We start from the raw sequence: 16,141 nt of genomic DNA, 5'->3' as shown, positions 1-16,141 counted from the left end.
ACCGTGTCCTGACATATTTTGTTACCTGCAAAGGGGAGTAACTTCATTGCCGGTGGGTCGTCATTACGATGCGTGCAATACCGCATCCGGTCGCCGGGCAACGAAAAAGAGTCACGAAACGTGTTCTTTTTGGTTGTAAGTGAGACCTTGCCGGAAGGCGAGGTCCCTGCATAAATAACGCAACGGCTATCGTCTTCTGACGTTGGCCGTTTTTGTTTTTATGGAAGGAAAAATCTCTATGCACTCTGTCGGCACTCCAATGTTATGGGGCGGTTTCGCAGTCGTGGTGGTCATCATGCTGGCGATCGACCTCTTTTTACAGGGCCGTCGCGGCGCACATGGCATGACCATGAAACAGGCCGCGGCCTGGTCGCTGGTGTGGGTTACGCTCTCTCTGCTGTTCTGCGCCGCGTTCTGGTGGTATCTGGCGTCAACGGAAGGCCGCGCGGTGGCCGACCCGCAGGCGCTGGCCTTCCTCACGGGCTATCTGATTGAGAAAGCCCTCGCCGTTGATAACGTCTTTGTCTGGCTGATGCTGTTCAGCTATTTTGCGGTGCCTGCTGCGTTGCAGCGTCGCGTGCTGGTCTACGGCGTGCTGGGCGCAATTATTCTGCGTACGGTGATGATCTTTGCCGGTAGCTGGCTGATTACGCAGTTCGAATGGCTGCTGTATGTCTTCGGCGCGTTCCTGCTCTTCACCGGTGTGAAAATGGCGCTGGCGAAAGAGGATGAAACGGGGATTGGCGAGAAGCCGCTGGTTAAATGGATCCGTGGGCATCTGCGCATGACCGACACCATCGACAACGAGCACTTCTTCGTGCGTAAGAACGGCCTGCTGTTTGCCACGCCGCTGCTGCTGGTGCTGATTCTGGTTGAACTGAGCGACGTGATCTTCGCGGTCGACAGTATTCCGGCTATCTTCGCGGTGACCACCGACCCGTTCATCGTGTTGACGTCTAACCTGTTTGCGATCCTCGGTCTGCGTGCGATGTACTTCCTGCTGGCCGGTGTGGCGGAGCGCTTCTCGATGCTGAAATACGGGCTGTCAATCATCCTGGTGTTTATCGGTATCAAGATGCTGATCGTCGATTTCTACCATATCCCGATCGCCGTCTCGCTGGGCGTGGTATTTGGTATTCTGGCGCTGACGCTGATCATTAACGCCTGGGTTAACCACCAGAACGATAAGAAACAACAGGCGCAGTAAGTGCGCCCTCGCCCTTCCGTCAGCGGACGGAGGGGCTCTCTTCCTGCACCGCTTTTTCCACTTTAAACGGATCGATTCCCCGCCGCTGCATCCGCCAGAAGCGGATAATGTTCAGGCCGTTCATCAGCAAAAAACTCCCCTCGATCAATGTTCCGCCAATCGAGCCCAGCCAGAAATTGTGGATCACCCAACAGCAGGTGGAACACCAGATGACGCAGCGCATGGTCAGGCCTTTACAGCGAAACAGCGCCCAGGTGCTCACCAGCGTGCCGGCCACCGGCAGCAGCTCGATGGGGTGATGGAATTTCGCCAGCCCTAGTCCGGCGGTCAGGACGATAAATATCGCCATAACCCACAGGCTACGCGTGCGCAGAGTGATGAGCGTTCGTACCGCATTGAGCATTGCGCTCGATCCGGCCGGAAACGCACCCATCAAAAAGAAATGCACGCCGATAATGGCGCTGTAGACCGAAAGCTGTTTTTTGAATTTCCGCTCGTCGCGGTTGATGAAGGTGGTGATTCCCACCAGAAAGGCGATGACCCCAACGCCCTGGGCAAGCCAATACGTGGTCATGAAAATTTCCTGTTCAGACAAAAACAAACGGCGCCTCAGAGTGAAAGCGCCGTTTCTTATGCTAACGCTAATGGACTTACAGCGTCACGCCGCTTTTGAAAATCGCCAGCTCGCGGAAATCGTTACGCTCGTTGCAGGTCTGCTTGCCGTTGGCAAACTCCACGATAGTGTCGATGAACTCATTCAGCAGCTGCGGCATGGCTTTGCCGTGAATCAGCTGCCCGGCGTCAAAATCGATCCAGTGCTTTTTCTTGGCCGCCAGCTCGCTGTTGGTGGCAATTTTCACCGTTGGCACAAAACCGCCATACGGCGTGCCGCGTCCGGTGCTGAACAGCACCATATGACAGCCCGCGCCCGCAAGCGCACTGGTCGCGACGGCGTCGTTCCCCGGCGCGCTGAGCAGATTCAGACCGTGCGTTTTCAGGCGTTCGCCATAGCGCAGCACGTCCACAACCTGGCTGGCACCGGCTTTTTGCGTACAGCCGAGGGATTTCTCCTCGAGCGTGGTAATGCCGCCCGCTTTGTTGCCCGGTGATGGGTTTTCGTAAATCGGCTGATTGTGCGCGATGAAATACTGTTTGAAGTCGTTCACCATGGTGACAGTTTTTTCAAACGTCGCTTCGTCGCGGCAGTGGCTCATCAGAATGCGTTCCGCGCCGAACATTTCCGGCACTTCGGTCAGCACGGTGGTACCACCGTTGGTGATCATGTAATCCGAGAAGCGGCCCAGCATCGGGTTGGCGGTGATGCCCGACAGACCGTCGGAACCGCCGCACTCCAGACCGAACTTCAGCTCGCTCAGTTTGCCCGGCTCGCGCGTGTCGTGACGCATCACCTCATACAGCTGATGCAGCTGTTCGAGACCCGCCTCCACTTCGTCGTCCTGATGCTGGCACACCATAAAGTGCACGCGCTCAGGGTCGAAATCCCCCAGCGTTTCACGGAAAGCGTCGACCTGGTTGTTTTCACATCCAAGGCCAATCACCAGCACCGCACCCGCATTCGGGTGGCGCACCATGTTTTGCAGCATGGTGCGGGTGTTAATGTGGTCGTCGCCCAGCTGCGAGCAGCCGTAAGTGTGGCTGAACAGGAACACGCCGTCGGTGCCTTCAGCATTGTTGGTCTCTTTCAGAAAACGGTTCTGAATTTGACGCGCAATCCCATTTACGCAGCCGACGGTTGGCAGGATCCACAGTTCGTTGCGGATCCCGACTTCTCCGCTGGCGCGGCGGTAGATCTGAACATCGCGATCCTCCCCCTGCCCTTCTTCAGCCTGAAAATCAGGTTGATAGCTGTACTCGTCCAGATCGCTGAGATTGGTGCGGGTATTGTGGGAATGAATATGTTCACCCGGCGCAATATCCGCCAGCGCATGACCGATCGGCAGACCATACTTCACCACATTCTCGCCTTTCGCGATGGGGAACACGGCAAATTTATGCCCGCGAACAATCGCCTGACGCAGGGTGATGGTCTGGTTTTCCACGGTGACTTCCGCGCCTTCGGTCAGATCCGCCAGCGCTACGGCAACGTTATCCAGCGAATGGATCTTGATGTATTGCATATCAACCTCAAACGGCCTTAGTTCAGTTCAATGGCGAAGTAGTCGCGCGCATTGTTAAAGCAGATGTTTTTCACCATTTCGCCCAGCAGCTGGATATCGGCTGGCGCTTCACCCGCAGCCACCCAGCGGCCAATCATCTGGCACAGAATGCGGCGGAAATATTCATGGCGGGTATAAGAGAGGAAACTACGGCTGTCGGTCAGCATCCCCACGAAACGGCTCAACAGGCCCAGCTGCGCCAGCTGCGTCATCTGACGCTCCATGCCATCTTTCTGATCGTTGAACCACCAGCCGGAACCAAACTGCATCTTGCCTGGCATCCCTTCGCCCTGGAAGTTACCGATCATGGTGCCCAGCACTTCATTGTCGCGTGGGTTCAGGCAGTAAAGAATGGTTTTTGGCAGCAGGTTTTGTTCGTTCTGTTTGCTCAGCAGTTTTGACAGCTCTTCCGCCATCGGGCGGTCGTTGATGGAGTCAAAGCCCACGTCTGCACCCAGCAGTTTGAACTGGCGCTGGTTGTTGTTGCGCAGTGCACCGATGTGGTACTGCTGCACCCAGCCGCGACGCGCGTATTCCGCGCCGAGGAAGACCAGCACGGCCGTTTTGAACTGAGCCACTTCGTGTTCGTTCAGAGACTCACCCGCCAGACGACGCGCCAGGATACTGTCCAGCTCGGATTCATTCGCTTCCGCAAACAGCACTACGTCGAGCGCATGGTCAGAAACTTTACAGCCGTGAGCCGCAAAGTGGTCCAGACGTTTGGTGAGCGCCGTTTGCAAATCGGTGAAACGACGGATATCGGTGTCAGAGACTTCGGCAAGCTTCGCCATGTAGTCACCAAAGGTCGCCTGTTCAATGTTGAACGCTTTATCCGGGCGCCAGCTTGGCAGCACTTTGACATCAAAAGAGGTGTCTTTAGCGACAACCGCGTGGTGTTCCAGCGTATCAATCGGATCGTCAGTGGTGCCGACCATTTTCACGTTCATCTGCTTCATGATGCCGCGCGCGGAGAATTTATCCTGCGCCAGCAGCTCATTGCACTGGTTCCAAATTTCGTCTGCTGTAGAAGGCGAAAGCAGTTTGCCGGTGATACCGAACGGACGACGCAATTCCAGATGGGTCCAGTGGTAGAGAGGGTTGCCGATAGTGTGCGGCACGGTCGCAGCCCAGGCATCAAACTTCTCGCGGTCAGACGCGTCGCCGGTACACAGGCGCTCGGCCACGCCGTTGGTGCGCATCGCGCGCCATTTGTAGTGGTCACCCTTCAGCCAGATGTCATACAGGTTTTTGAAACGGTAATTTTCGGCAACCTGCTGCGGCGGTAAATGGCAGTGGTAGTCGAAAATCGGCTGATCTTTTGCGTAGTCGTGGTACAGACGGCGGGCAAATTCGGTATCTAACAGGAAATCTTCGGTCATAAACGGCGTCATTATCGTCTTCCTCTATAACGAGAGCGTCAGAAAGCTATTGCTTATGTTCAGATGCTGCAAAGTTATCACACCAATTTCCAGAGACCGATGTTTTTTTCGTGAGTTAGATCAATAAACGTCGACAAATAAATTACCCCTAAAGGAGCAAACCCCGTCGTAACCCGCGCCAATCCTGGCTTTGCGTAGGGTGAATAATGACCCTACAAAGATTCACACTTTTGTGATGTCACTCACCTTTTAAAGTTGTATGACAAGTTATCTTTTTGCCGTCGCAACATATAAGCCGACGGAATGCATTACCGGTGTGAAATCATCGGAATTAGCGGTACGGATACCGACTTATGCACGATTACAACTGGCAAGGTTCGGGCCGTTCCGGGAGTCACTCCCGGCTACGCCCTCCCGTTACAAGACAGCTCCCGGCAACGGTCGAGATGTACCGTGCCCCGGCGCGGCAATACTATAACGATGAGGTTTTACATGCGTAAAATTAAAGGGTTACGTTGGTACATGATTGCACTGGTGACGCTCGGCACCGTGCTGGGTTACCTGACGCGTAACACCATAGCGGCGGCTGCGCCAACGCTAATGGAAGAGCTGCACATCTCCACTCAGCAGTATTCCTACATTATCGCGGCCTACTCCGCGGCTTATACCATCATGCAGCCAGTTGCGGGCTACCTTCTTGATATCCTCGGTACCAAAGTGGGCTACGCCTTCTTCGCCGTAACCTGGGCTATCTTCTGCGGCGCGACAGCGCTGGCGGGCAGCTGGGGTGGACTGGCACTGGCACGTGGTGCGGTCGGTGCGGCAGAAGCGGCAATGATCCCTGCGGGTCTGAAAGCCAGCTCTGAGTGGTTCCCGGCAAAAGAGCGTTCTATCGCTGTAGGCTACTTCAACGTCGGTTCTTCTATCGGTGCGATGATTGCTCCACCGCTGGTCGTGTGGGCGATTGTGATGCACAGCTGGCAGTTAGCGTTCATTATCTCCGGTGTGCTGAGCTTTGCCTGGGCGATGGCGTGGCTGATCTTCTACAAACACCCGCGCGATCAGAAGAAACTGTCTGACGAAGAACGCGACTACATCATTGGTGGTCAGGAATCCCATCACCAGACCAACAACGGTAAAAAAATGTCCGTCTGGCAGATTCTGGGTACCCGTCAGTTCTGGGGTATTGCACTGCCGCGCTTCCTGGCAGAACCGGCCTGGGGCACATTTAACGCCTGGATCCCGCTGTTCATGTTTAAAGTCTACGGCTTTAACCTGAAAGAAATCGCGATGTTCGCCTGGATGCCAATGCTGTTTGCTGACCTCGGCTGTATCGTCGGCGGCTACCTGCCACCGCTGTTCCAGCGTTGGTTTGGCGTGAACCTGATCGTGTCCCGTAAAATGGTGGTGACCATGGGCGCACTGCTGATGATTGGCCCAGGGATGATCGGCTTGTTCACCAGCCCATACGTGGCAATCGGCCTGCTGTGTATCGGTGGTTTTGCGCACCAGTCTCTGTCTGGCGCACTGATTACCCTCTCTTCTGACGTCTTTGGACGCAACGAAGTGGCGACCGCCAACGGCCTGACCGGGATGGCCGCCTGGACTGCGAGCACCCTGTTTGCTCTGGTGGTCGGTGCACTGGCTGACACCATCGGCTTCAGCCCGCTGTTCGCCGTGCTGGCTATCTTCGACCTGATGGGTGCAGTGGTGATCTGGACGGTGCTGAAGAACCAGTCTGCCGAGGAACTACTCAATAGCTCGGTGGGTGGGCCCGCCGAACAAAGTTAGGGTTTGATCTGAGATCAACTAAAGCCGCCTCCGGGCGGCTTTTTCATGGGGAAATCTGGAGACTGGCTCGCAAAAGTGGTATAACAAATCATCCGCCGTACCCTGCCTGGAGCGCATATGGAAATCACCGAATCACGTCGTTTGTATCAGCAACTTGCTGCCGAGCTGAAAGATCGCATCGAGCAAGGTGTCTATCTCGTCGGTGATAAACTGCCAGCCGAACGCTTTATTGCTGATGAAAAGAGCGTCAGCCGCACCGTGGTGCGTGAAGCGATCATCATGCTCGAGGTAGAAGGTTACGTTGAGGTGCGCAAAGGCTCCGGCATTCATGTGATTTCCAATCTGCCAAAACACTCCCCGGTGCCGGATGAAAGTCTGGAGTTCGCCAGCTACGGTCCGTTTGAACTGCTCCAGGCCCGTCAGTTGATCGAAAGCAACATTGCGGAATTTGCCGCGACCCAGGTGACCAAGCAGGACATCATGAAACTGATGGAAATCCAGGATCAGGCGCGCAAAGAAAAATGTTTCCGCGACTCAGAATGGGACCTGCAGTTCCACGTTCAGGTGGCGCTGGCGACGCAAAATACCGCCCTCGCTGCAATCGTCGAAAAAATGTGGACTCAGCGCGTTCACAACCCGTACTGGAAGAAATTACACGATCACATTGATTCCCGTACTGTCGACAACTGGTGCGACGATCACGATCAGATTCTTAAAGCGCTGATTCGTAAAGACCCGCATGCGGCGAAACTGGCGATGTGGCAGCATCTGGAAAACACCAAGCTGATGCTGTTCAACGAAACCAGCGACGACTTTGAATTTAATGCCGACCGCTATCTTTTTGCCGATAATCCGGTGGTTCATCTCGATACCGCAACCAGTCAGGCAAAATAGTTCCCCTTATCGCTGGCAGGCGCACCGCTGCGCCTTCCGGCTCGCTGTGAGTCAGTAAACATATATAGTGTCAGCCTGTGTAAATACCCTCGCGTCACTTCCTCTCCATAGGCCAAAATCATTTCCCCGGCCGATCGCAAAATCTGTGACGTATTACGTTGGGCTTTGTTACAATTGGATGCAAATTGCATTTTTTAGTTAGTGCTTGCTTACCTAGCCATTAAACAGGGATCAGTTCTGGCCACCACAATGTGTCCGCGAGCGACCATAATGAAATCATAAACGATGTCGCTGAGCTGTTTACCCCGAATAACAGGCGAGACGTTAACCGATTTCCAGGAACACTGAATGGAACTTTTGACCCAATTACTGAACGCCTTATGGGCTCAGGATTTCGAAACCCTGGCCAATCCGTCCATGATAGGCATGCTCTATTTCGTCTTGTTTATGATTCTGTTCCTTGAGAACGGACTGCTTCCTGCCGCCTTTCTGCCGGGTGACAGCCTTCTGGTGCTGGTCGGCGTGTTATGCGCCAAAGGGGCCATGGCATTTCCCCAAACGGTGTTACTGCTCACTATCGCTGCCAGCCTTGGCTGCTGGCTGAGCTACATTCAGGGACGCTGGCTTGGTAATACGCGGATCGTTCAGAACTGGCTATCCCATCTGCCGGCCCACTATCACCAGCGTGCGCACCATCTGTTCCATAAGCATGGCCTTTCCGCGCTGCTGATTGCGCGTTTCATCGCTTTCGTCCGTACCCTGTTGCCGACCATCGCGGGGCTTTCTGGCCTGAGCAGCACCCGTTTCCAGTTCTTCAACTGGATGAGCGGCCTGCTGTGGGTGCTTATTCTGACGACCCTCGGCTACCTGCTGGGCAAAACGCCGGTGTTCCTGAAATATGAAGATCAGCTGATGTCCTGCCTGATGCTGCTGCCGGTGGTGCTACTGGTCTTTGGTCTGCTCGGTTCGGTATACGTGCTGCTGAAGAAAAAATACGGGGCCAGGGATTAATATGGTCATCTCGCCGCATTCCCTGCGCCGGTTGTCCTACGCCCTGATCGCGCTGATGATCCTCAGCGCGATGGTGCTCATCTGGACGGCGGTTCAGCATCAGGAATCGACGCTGGCCATTCGCCCGATGAACCAGGGTGCCAGCGTGCCGGACGGTTTTTCAGTCTGGCACCACCTGGATGCCAACGGGATTCGTTTTAAAAGCATTACGCCGCAAGACGACGTTTTGCTGATTAAGTTTGACTCCAGCGCTCAAAGCGCCGCCGCGAAAGAGGTGCTCGACCGCTCCCTGCCGCGGGGTTATATCGTTGCCCTGCAGGACGATGAGAGTCAGACTGCATTGTGGTTAACGCGCCTGCGAGACACCTCGCACCGGTTTGGATAATTACCAGGATTCTGAATCTTTTCACTCACTTTGGTGATAACCCCGTTTACTTACTATGCTTAAGTACGCGGAGCACCCCTCAGATGTTCTCCGCATGACACTGGAAACGCGGCATACTCTTCGGACTGCCGTAACACAATGGAAGGTTTCTACAATGAAATACCGCATCACTCTGGCTTTGGCCCTTTTGTCTTTGAGCACCGCGTCCTTTGCGAACACTCTCTGTCAGGAGAAAGAAAAGGACATCCAGCGCGAAATCAGTTATGCCGAAAAGCATAACAACCAGCACCGTATCGACGGTCTGAAAAAAGCGCTGAGCGAAGTGAAAGCCAACTGCTCGGATAGCAAGCTGCGTGCCGATCACCAAAAGAAAATCGCTGAACAGAAGGACGAGATTGCTGAACGCCGTCAAGACCTGAAAGAAGCGAAAGAGAAAGGGGATGCGGAGAAGATTGCTAAGCGTGAAGATAAGCTGAAAGAGGCCGAGGAAGAACTGAAAGCCCTGGAAGCTCGCGATTATTGAGTTAACGGAAATCTCAACAGGAGAAAATCATGTCTAAAGATACTACTTCAGAACATCTGCGCGCTGAGTTGAAATCCCTGGCGGATACCCTGGAAGAGGTACTGAACTCTTCAACGGACAAATCCAAAGAAGAGCTGAGCAAGCTGCGCTCTAAAGCGGAAAGCGCGCTGAAAGAGAGCCGTCATCGCCTGGGTGAAACCGGTGATGCGCTGGCTAAACAGACCCGTGAAGCCGCTGCGAAGGCTGACGAGTATGTGCGCGATAACCCATGGACCGGCGTAGGCATCGGCGCCGCAGTGGGCGTGGTTCTGGGCGTTCTGCTGACGCGTCGTTAATCATGGACGATCCACGTCACGCACAAGGGCCGGCTAAAAACGTCCTCGGCATCGGCCAGCGTATTTTGACGACGCTGGTGGGGATTGCCGAAACGCGAGTTCGACTGGCAGTGGTGGAGCTGGAAGAGGAGAAAGCGAATCTCTTCCAGATGCTGCTGATGCTGGGGCTCACCATGCTCTTCGCCGCATTTGGGCTGATGAGCCTGATGGTGTTAATCATCTGGGCGATTGATCCGCAGTATCGCCTCAACGCGATGATCGCCACAACGGTTGTGCTGTTGGTGGCCGCACTGATTGGCGGGATCTGGACGATGCATAAAGCGCGCAGTTCTACGCTGCTGCGTCATACCCGTCAGGAGCTGGCCAACGATCGCGCACTGCTGGAGGATGACAAGCCGTGAGTAGCACAACAGAGCGTCGCAAGCGCAAAGCGTATCTGCTAAGCCAGATCCAGCAGCAACGGCTGGATCTAACTGCCTGTCGTCGCGACTGGCTGGAAGTGACCCGTTCGTACGATCATGGCTGGAACACGTTGCTGAGCTTGCGCTCCTGGGTGCTGGTAGGCAGTAGCGTGATGGCCGTCTGGTCCGTTCGTCACCCCAGCATGCTGGTCCGCTGGGCCAGACGTGGCTTTGGCGCCTGGAGTGCATGGCGTCTGGTCAAATCAACGCTACGTCAGCAGCAGTTACGTTCCTGACACCACTGCTCTTTATGCCGGGTGGCGATTCCGTCTTACCCGGCTTATATTTCCCCCCTTCCCTTCATTCGCAACTCTCACTCAATATCTTTGAAGAAGATTGACAGTTTTCCTTGCTAACAATTGTCATTCGTCACGTTTATTATCCTCTCCATCGACAGCAAACACGCGGTATCTACCCGGATTTGCACACAAAAAATCGTCAGCCGCGTAAGTGGTTTTCTGGAGAGTAAAATGAAAAAATTAGAAGATGTTGGTTTACTGGTTGCACGCATTCTGATGCCAATTCTGTTTATCACCGCGGGCTGGGGCAAAATCACCGGTTATGCGGGTACGCAACAGTACATGGAAGCCATGGGCGTCCCAGGGTTCCTGCTGCCACTGACCATTCTGCTTGAGTTTGGCGGCGGTCTGGCGGTTCTGTTCGGTTTCCTGACGCGTACCACGGCGCTGTTCACCGCAGGCTTCACCCTGCTGACCGCGTTCATCTTCCACAGCAACTTTGCGGAAGGCATGAACTCCCTGATGTTCATGAAAAACCTGACCATCGCAGGCGGTTTCCTGCTGCTGGCTATCACCGGTCCTGGCGCATTCAGCATCGACCGTGTTCTGAATAAGAAGTGGTAAGCACGCTATACTGAATAAAAAAGCGAGGAGATATCTCCTCGCTTTTGCTATTTGAAGACGGAATAACGACGGAGGAATCAATGGGACAATTAGTCGACGGCGTCTGGCAGGATATCTGGTATGACACCAAATCCACTGGAGGACGCTTCAAGCGCTCTGTTTCGGCCTTCCGTAACTGGCTCACCGCCGATGGCGCCCCCGGCCCTAGCGGTGAAGGCGGCTTTGCGGCGGAGAAAGATCGCTATCATCTGTATGTTTCCCTCGCCTGTCCGTGGGCGCACAGAACGCTTATCGTGCGCAAACTCAAAGGACTGGACGCGTTAATTCCGGTTTCCGTGGTGAATCCACTGATGCTGGAAAACGGCTGGACCTTCGACAGTAATTTCCCGGCGGCCACCGGCGACGACCTTTACCACCACGATTTCCTCTACCAGCTCTATCTACGCGCAGACCCGCACTACACCGGACGCGTCACCGTCCCTGTTCTGTGGGATAAGAAAAACCAGACTATCGTCAGCAATGAATCCGCCGAGATCATTCGCATGTTCAATACGGCGTTTGATGCGCACGGTGCGCGAGCGGGTGATTATTATCCGCCAGAACTGCACGATAAGATCGATGAACTGAACAGCTGGATCTACGATAACGTCAATAACGGCGTCTATAAGGCCGGTTTCGCGACCAGCCAGGAGGCCTACGACGAAGCGGTCAGCAAGGTGTTTGAATCCCTGGCGCGTCTGGAACAAATTCTCGGTCAGCACCGCTATCTGACGGGCGACCGCCTGACAGAAGCCGACATTCGCCTGTGGACCACGCTGGTGCGTTTTGATCCGGTGTACGTCACCCACTTTAAATGCGACAAACACCGCATCAGCGACTACCTGAATCTGTATGGTTTCCTGCGAGACATTTACCAGATGGAGGGCATCGCGGAAACCGTCGATTTTAACCACATCCGCACCCACTACTATCGCAGCCACAAAACGATTAACCCGACGGGGATTATCTCCATCGGGCCGTGGCAGGATCTGGACGAACCGCACGGTCGCGATACACGTTTTCGCTAAATTTTAAGGGCATCCATGGATGCCCTTTTTTATTTCACTATCTGCGACTATCCTTACCTCGATCGCTTAAAAAACAAGAGATTGTCTGATTATCGAGGCATACAAATGGACTGGTATCTAAAAGTACTGAGAAATTACGTTGGGTTTAGTGGTCGCGCTCGTCGCAAAGAGTACTGGATGTTCGTTCTGGTGAACTTCATTCTCACCCTGGTGCTGGGTATCGTTGATAAAATTCTGGGGTGGGACCGTGCAGGTGGCGAAGGCATTCTCACCACAATCTACGCACTCCTGGTCTTTTTGCCGTCGCTGGCGGTACTGTTCCGCAGGCTCCACGACACGGATCGTTCGGCGTGGTGGCTGCTGCTGATTTTGATCCCGATCGTGGGCTGGCTGATCATTCTGGCCTTTAACTGCCAGGCCGGTACGCCGGGCGAAAACCGCTTTGGGCCAGATCCAAAATTACAGCCGTGAGCATTGCCCGGTGACGCATCGCGATCCGGGCCTGCACATTACACTACTTATTATGCGCGAACAGTTTTGGGATTTCGCGTAAGCACCAGGACTTGGCCTCGCCCATGCTGTCACGGCGCCATGCCATGATGATATCCACCTCGTTGGTGTATTCCGGGCTGACCACGCGCAGGCGCCCTTCGGCGATATCTTTTTCCACAAACGGATAAGGCATTGTCGCCACCCCGAGGCCCGCTAACAGCGCCTGGCGCTTGTCTTCCAGAGAGGTCACCGTCAGACGCGGCTGTTTATCCAACAGCTGCACCGTGAGCACAGGGCGCTCACGTGCGGTATCCGCCACCGCCACGCCGCGATATTTCACGCGCGTCACTTCGGAAAGTGGCTCCGGCTCCTGATGAATCGGGTGATCCGGTGCAGCCACATACACGTTCATCACGCTGTAGAGCTTGCGGGAGTTGATTTCAGACGAGGAGCGAAAGTGCATATCGGGGGCGATCACAATGTCCGCCCTGCCCGTCTCCAGCCGCTCCCACGCGCCCGCCAGCACTTCGGTAATGACAGAGAGCTGCGTATTGGCTTTGGCGGCCAGGCGCTCGACCAGCGGGAACAGGGCCGATGTCGGCACCAGCGCCTCGGTGACCAGCGTCAGGTGCGTTTCCCAGCCGCGTGCCAGCGCTTCGGCGTCGGTGGTCAGTTTGTCGGCCGCTTCCAGCAGAACGCGTCCGCGCTCCAGCAGCATACGCCCGACATTCGTGAATTTTGTTCGGTGACCGGAACGGTCGAAAAGCACCACATCCAGCTCTTCTTCCAGCTTTTGCATGGTGTAACTCAGGGCCGACGGAACCCGCCCCAGCTCGTCTGCCGCAGCGGCAAAGCTGCCACGCCGGTCTATCGCGTCCATGACGCGTAGCGCCTCAAGCGTCAATGCTCTCTCTTTTGCCATCTCGTTCTCATTCAGGAAATTTGAACATACCGGGCAGAATATCTGGCTAACAATGAAGCGTCCATACCTTTACCATTGTTTTAGTGTAAAGAGAGGTCAGTTTTATGATTACGACAAGAACAGCAAAACAGTGCGGACAAGCCGATTTTGGTTGGCTGCAGGCCCGCTACACCTTTTCCTTTGGACACTACTTTGACCCAAAACTGCTCGGTTACGCCTCACTGCGCGTGCTGAATCAGGAAGTTCTCGCACCGGGCGCTTCCTTCCAGCCACGCACGTACCCGAAAGTGGATATCCTGAATCTGATACTGGAAGGTGAAGCAGAATATCGCGATAGCGAGGGCAACCATGTCCAGGCGAAGGCGGGCGAAGCGTTGCTGATATCAACGCAGCCAGGCATTAGCTATAGCGAACATAATCTCAGCAAAGACAAGACGCTGACGCGGATGCAGCTGTGGCTGGACGCCTGCCCGGAGCGGGAAAATCCACTGGTGCAAAAGCTCAACCTGAGCGGCGACAAGCAGCAGCTGATTGCGTCCCCGGATGGCAGCCAGGGCAGTCTGCAACTGCGCCAGCAGGTGTGGCTGCACCATATCGAGCTGAAAAAAGGTGAACAGGCGAGCTTCCAGCTCCACGGGCCGCGTGCCTACCTGCAATCCATCCACGGCACGGTGCATGCCCTGACGCATACGGAAGAGAAAGAAGCACTTACCTGCGGCGATGGCGCGTTTATCCGCGATGAAACGAACATCACGCTGGTCGCCGACACTACCCTGCGCGCGCTGTTGATTGATTTGCCGGTGTGATATTGGTTATTATTTTTGCGTTGTCTCTTGATAAGCCTTTTAGCTCAAGAGACTTCGCAAGATGATAACGCCCCACTAATCTCCCTCTTATTACCTCGACATTTCCCTGCGGGAAATTTCACGCGTCATAATATTTACTTTTGATTCCATGACTTTGACGACATTATTGAGTGAATTAAAAAGGCTACACTCCTCATCCGTATAATTAATTGTCGCAATACATTTTGTTAAATAATGATAAGGACATCATTGATTGAGCAACATAATCTATTTAACGCTGACGGGTGAGCGTCAGGGGGAAATATCCGCAGGCTGTGGAACAGAAAAGTCTATTGGTAATCGCTTTCAGTATCGCCATGAAAACGAAATTCTGGTTTATCAGCTCTCCTCCAGCAGCGTCAGCACCCCTGGCGGCGTGCATCATCAGGGCCTGCGCTTCACCAAACCCACCGACAAAAGCTCACCACTCCTGACTACTGCCATTAATGAGAATGAAAAGCTGCGGCTCAGTTTTGTAAACCGCCCAGATGATAACTGGCAGCGCACAACCTACAACATGGACGGCAATAAACGATGAGATATGGAAAACTATTCTCCCTTGCGCTGATGCTGACGACAACAGGCTGCCATTCTGGTGCCCCTCAACGCCAGAAGACACTGGCGAAATGCCGTTTGGCATGTTGGGCTTCGCTTTTTTTACACCAAAAGCGTTGCCTGCTGATGTCACTTACGTTGGTTTCATTGATGACAAAAAGGTTATCTATTCATTCAAAACACTTGATAGCGTGGAGGATGATTATTCCAGCGTAGGGCAGTGGGATAAGCGTTATATGCGTTTTGCGCAGTTTAATAAAGCCCGCCATCCGCCCGTGACGATGTTGTTTTGCTGGGATTCAGTCATCGATAAAAAAACGTATGAAACGCGGATTACATTCCCTGAGTCTATGAGAAAAAAAATGTACATCTCAACGGGAATAGACATGTTTGGAGAAAAAGCGTGGTACAGCACGATTCTTTTTGGTCTTGCCCCAGAAGGTAAAGTTAGAGTCTGGCTGCAAAATACCGCCGGCGGCGATAACTTGCCCATAGAACCAACAAAGATCTCTACCCTGTCGGGTGTTAAACTAGACGGCTGTAAAGGGGTCACTCAGCACCCCAATGGTTATCTCTATTTTGGAGAAACGCCTGAATTCATTAAAGACAAAACCTATCCCTACGGTGAATGGTAAATTAGCGCCCTCTTTTAATCAGTCCAAAAGAATAAATCATCAGCAAACATCTCATAAACGCCCGCGATTAACGCGGGCATCGAATTATTCGCTCAGCGCGTTCGCCATATCCGTTTTGATCTGCTTACGCTGTTCCGGTGTAAGCACCTGGCTGACGTCGAAGTAGTATTTCACGCGGTAATAACGCGCCTGCTCTTCCACCTTGCTGAAGGCCGCGAGCTGGTTTTTCACCACGCTTTCATCCCATTTTCCGGCCTGGAACATATCCACCAGCGCGCCATCTTTTACGCCGGTCATCGGGATTTTGCTGACGTTGTCTTCCAGTTTCTGATGCAGATCTTCAATTTTCTTCACCTGATCGTTGCTGAGCTTCAGATGCTGAACAAGGGGATCTTGTGACGGGGACGGTGCGGCTTCAACGTTTGCCGCCTGCGCTGCAAAACTACCACCCGCCAGTGAAAGCGCGAGCAGAGCGATACGGGTCATTTTCATCATCTTACTGTCCTTAAATTGGGAGAGGGAAAAGCAGGTGCATTGTTTTTCAAGACCGGATGAAGATGTGTGATCAATTATATAAACAAATTTGTATGTGCAGCGGG

19 protein-coding genes and 1 pseudogene are annotated in these 16,141 nt (G+C 53.9%); 15 read left to right on the top strand and 5 right to left on the bottom strand.

The genetic code is table 11. From position 1 onward, the window contains the following. The first annotated feature begins 238 nt into the window (after nt 1–238). On the top strand, nt 239–1,207 hold the full coding sequence (locus DAI21_RS07725; protein ID WP_100778817.1) for a TerC family protein: 969 nt from the start codon (nt 239–241) through the stop codon (nt 1,205–1,207). A gap of 19 nt (nt 1,208–1,226) precedes the next feature. On the opposite strand, the gene DAI21_RS07720 is transcribed toward DAI21_RS07725, so the two are convergent. The 3 genes from DAI21_RS07720 to uxaC form a co-directional block, all read right to left on the bottom strand. After that, complete coding sequence (locus DAI21_RS07720) at nt 1,227–1,781, bottom strand: YgjV family protein (RefSeq protein ID WP_102104842.1); 555 nt, start codon at nt 1,779–1,781, stop codon at nt 1,227–1,229. A 76-nt stretch (nt 1,782–1,857) separates the two neighbouring features. Next, nucleotides 1,858–3,345: a UxaA family hydrolase gene (locus DAI21_RS07715; protein ID WP_100778815.1), complete on the bottom strand. Its 1,488-nt coding sequence runs from the start codon at nt 3,343–3,345 to the stop codon at nt 1,858–1,860. Nucleotides 3,346–3,362: 17 nt separating this feature from the next. Beyond that, nucleotides 3,363–4,775: a glucuronate isomerase gene (uxaC, locus tag DAI21_RS07710; RefSeq protein WP_102104844.1), complete on the bottom strand. Its 1,413-nt coding sequence runs from the start codon at nt 4,773–4,775 to the stop codon at nt 3,363–3,365. A gap of 480 nt (nt 4,776–5,255) precedes the next feature. Here uxaC and DAI21_RS07705 point away from each other — a divergent pair, with 480 nt between their 5' ends. From DAI21_RS07705 to DAI21_RS07655, 11 genes are all read left to right on the top strand, one after another. Continuing rightward, nucleotides 5,256–6,554 carry an MFS transporter gene (locus tag DAI21_RS07705; protein ID WP_100778813.1) on the top strand — a complete coding sequence of 433 codons (1,299 nt, stop codon included), beginning with the start codon at nt 5,256–5,258 and terminating at the stop codon, nt 6,552–6,554. 117 nt (nt 6,555–6,671) lie between these two features. After that, nucleotides 6,672–7,448 (top strand): transcriptional regulator ExuR, encoded by a 777-nt coding sequence (exuR, locus tag DAI21_RS07700; RefSeq protein ID WP_100778812.1) that lies wholly within the window; start codon nt 6,672–6,674, stop codon nt 7,446–7,448. Nucleotides 7,449–7,796: 348 nt separating this feature from the next. Beyond that, entirely contained in the window at nt 7,797–8,459 is a 663-nt protein-coding gene (gene yqjA, locus DAI21_RS07695) for a DedA family general envelope maintenance protein YqjA (RefSeq protein WP_100778811.1), read from the top strand. A gap of 1 nt (nt 8,460) precedes the next feature. Continuing rightward, on the top strand, nt 8,461–8,844 hold the full coding sequence (mzrA, locus tag DAI21_RS07690) for an EnvZ/OmpR regulon moderator MzrA (RefSeq protein ID WP_100778810.1): 384 nt from the start codon (nt 8,461–8,463) through the stop codon (nt 8,842–8,844). Nucleotides 8,845–8,998: 154 nt separating this feature from the next. Next, nucleotides 8,999–9,367, top strand: a complete 369-nt coding sequence (locus DAI21_RS07685) for a DUF1090 domain-containing protein (RefSeq protein ID WP_100778809.1) — start codon at nt 8,999–9,001, stop codon at nt 9,365–9,367. 29 nt (nt 9,368–9,396) lie between these two features. After that, complete coding sequence (locus tag DAI21_RS07680; RefSeq protein ID WP_100778808.1) at nt 9,397–9,702, top strand: YqjD family protein; 306 nt, start codon at nt 9,397–9,399, stop codon at nt 9,700–9,702. 2 nt (nt 9,703–9,704) lie between these two features. Further along, entirely contained in the window at nt 9,705–10,103 is a 399-nt protein-coding gene (locus DAI21_RS07675) for a phage holin family protein (protein WP_100778807.1), read from the top strand. Beyond that, on the top strand, nt 10,100–10,399 hold the full coding sequence (locus DAI21_RS07670) for a YqjK-like family protein (RefSeq protein ID WP_100778806.1): 300 nt from the start codon (nt 10,100–10,102) through the stop codon (nt 10,397–10,399). The genes DAI21_RS07675 and DAI21_RS07670 overlap by 4 nt, the downstream gene beginning before the upstream one ends. Before the next feature lie 234 nt (nt 10,400–10,633). Beyond that, the gene (locus tag DAI21_RS07665; RefSeq protein WP_184957379.1) at nt 10,634–11,026 is read left to right on the top strand and encodes a DoxX family protein; all 393 of its coding nucleotides are present in this window, start codon (nt 10,634–10,636) and stop codon (nt 11,024–11,026) included. Between the two features lie 80 nt (nt 11,027–11,106). Beyond that, nucleotides 11,107–12,093 (top strand): glutathione S-transferase family protein, encoded by a 987-nt coding sequence (locus tag DAI21_RS07660; RefSeq protein WP_107702788.1) that lies wholly within the window; start codon nt 11,107–11,109, stop codon nt 12,091–12,093. 105 nt (nt 12,094–12,198) lie between these two features. Further along, entirely contained in the window at nt 12,199–12,564 is a 366-nt protein-coding gene (locus DAI21_RS07655) for a DUF805 domain-containing protein (protein ID WP_100778804.1), read from the top strand. 43 nt (nt 12,565–12,607) lie between these two features. On the opposite strand, the gene DAI21_RS07650 is transcribed toward DAI21_RS07655, so the two are convergent. Then, nucleotides 12,608–13,507 (bottom strand): LysR family transcriptional regulator, encoded by a 900-nt coding sequence (locus DAI21_RS07650; RefSeq protein ID WP_100778803.1) that lies wholly within the window; start codon nt 13,505–13,507, stop codon nt 12,608–12,610. Nucleotides 13,508–13,611: 104 nt separating this feature from the next. Between DAI21_RS07650 and DAI21_RS07640 the strand changes: the two genes are divergently transcribed. The 3 genes and pseudogenes from DAI21_RS07640 to DAI21_RS07630 all read left to right on the top strand — a co-directional run bounded on the left by DAI21_RS07640 (nt 13,612) and on the right by DAI21_RS07630 (nt 15,542). After that, entirely contained in the window at nt 13,612–14,313 is a 702-nt protein-coding gene (locus tag DAI21_RS07640; protein ID WP_107702787.1) for a pirin family protein, read from the top strand. Between the two features lie 253 nt (nt 14,314–14,566). Next, nucleotides 14,567–14,890, top strand: coding sequence for a type VI secretion system tube protein TssD (tssD, locus tag DAI21_RS07635; protein WP_107702786.1), 324 nt, complete (start codon nt 14,567–14,569; stop codon nt 14,888–14,890). Beyond that, nucleotides 14,887–15,542, top strand: a pseudogene (locus tag DAI21_RS07630) (DUF2931 family protein). Before tssD ends, DAI21_RS07630 begins: the two are co-directional and overlap by 4 nt. 84 nt (nt 15,543–15,626) lie before the next feature. Here DAI21_RS07630 and DAI21_RS07625 read toward each other — a convergent pair. Then, nucleotides 15,627–16,037: a Spy/CpxP family protein refolding chaperone gene (locus tag DAI21_RS07625; RefSeq protein WP_100778800.1), complete on the bottom strand. Its 411-nt coding sequence runs from the start codon at nt 16,035–16,037 to the stop codon at nt 15,627–15,629. Nucleotides 16,038–16,141 lie beyond the last annotated feature (104 nt).

Source organism: Lelliottia sp. WB101, from assembly GCF_003051885.1.
GTDB classification, from domain to species: domain Bacteria; phylum Pseudomonadota; class Gammaproteobacteria; order Enterobacterales; family Enterobacteriaceae; genus Enterobacter; species Enterobacter nimipressuralis.
The sequence above is the reverse complement of the archived record's forward strand: the minus strand, read 5'-3'. Positions and strand labels throughout refer to the sequence as shown.

What these genes read in the sequence shown, in the direction of transcription:
- DAI21_RS07725 (WP_100778817.1), top strand. Translation starts at nt 239, where the DNA reads ATGCACTCTGTCGGCACTCCAATGTTATGGGGCGGTTTCGCAGTCGTG.
- DAI21_RS07720 (WP_102104842.1), bottom strand. Translation starts at nt 1,781, where the DNA reads ATGACCACGTATTGGCTTGCCCAGGGCGTTGGGGTCATCGCCTTTCTG.
- DAI21_RS07715 (WP_100778815.1), bottom strand. Translation starts at nt 3,345, where the DNA reads ATGCAATACATCAAGATCCATTCGCTGGATAACGTTGCCGTAGCGCTG.
- uxaC (WP_102104844.1), bottom strand. Translation starts at nt 4,775, where the DNA reads ATGACGCCGTTTATGACCGAAGATTTCCTGTTAGATACCGAATTTGCC.
- DAI21_RS07705 (WP_100778813.1), top strand. Translation starts at nt 5,256, where the DNA reads ATGCGTAAAATTAAAGGGTTACGTTGGTACATGATTGCACTGGTGACG.
- exuR (WP_100778812.1), top strand. Translation starts at nt 6,672, where the DNA reads ATGGAAATCACCGAATCACGTCGTTTGTATCAGCAACTTGCTGCCGAG.
- yqjA (WP_100778811.1), top strand. Translation starts at nt 7,797, where the DNA reads ATGGAACTTTTGACCCAATTACTGAACGCCTTATGGGCTCAGGATTTC.
- mzrA (WP_100778810.1), top strand. Translation starts at nt 8,461, where the DNA reads ATGGTCATCTCGCCGCATTCCCTGCGCCGGTTGTCCTACGCCCTGATC.
- DAI21_RS07685 (WP_100778809.1), top strand. Translation starts at nt 8,999, where the DNA reads ATGAAATACCGCATCACTCTGGCTTTGGCCCTTTTGTCTTTGAGCACC.
- DAI21_RS07680 (WP_100778808.1), top strand. Translation starts at nt 9,397, where the DNA reads ATGTCTAAAGATACTACTTCAGAACATCTGCGCGCTGAGTTGAAATCC.
- DAI21_RS07675 (WP_100778807.1), top strand. Translation starts at nt 9,705, where the DNA reads ATGGACGATCCACGTCACGCACAAGGGCCGGCTAAAAACGTCCTCGGC.
- DAI21_RS07665 (WP_184957379.1), top strand. Translation starts at nt 10,634, where the DNA reads ATGAAAAAATTAGAAGATGTTGGTTTACTGGTTGCACGCATTCTGATG.
- DAI21_RS07660 (WP_107702788.1), top strand. Translation starts at nt 11,107, where the DNA reads ATGGGACAATTAGTCGACGGCGTCTGGCAGGATATCTGGTATGACACC.
- DAI21_RS07655 (WP_100778804.1), top strand. Translation starts at nt 12,199, where the DNA reads ATGGACTGGTATCTAAAAGTACTGAGAAATTACGTTGGGTTTAGTGGT.
- DAI21_RS07650 (WP_100778803.1), bottom strand. Translation starts at nt 13,507, where the DNA reads ATGGCAAAAGAGAGAGCATTGACGCTTGAGGCGCTACGCGTCATGGAC.
- DAI21_RS07640 (WP_107702787.1), top strand. Translation starts at nt 13,612, where the DNA reads ATGATTACGACAAGAACAGCAAAACAGTGCGGACAAGCCGATTTTGGT.
- DAI21_RS07625 (WP_100778800.1), bottom strand. Translation starts at nt 16,037, where the DNA reads ATGATGAAAATGACCCGTATCGCTCTGCTCGCGCTTTCACTGGCGGGT.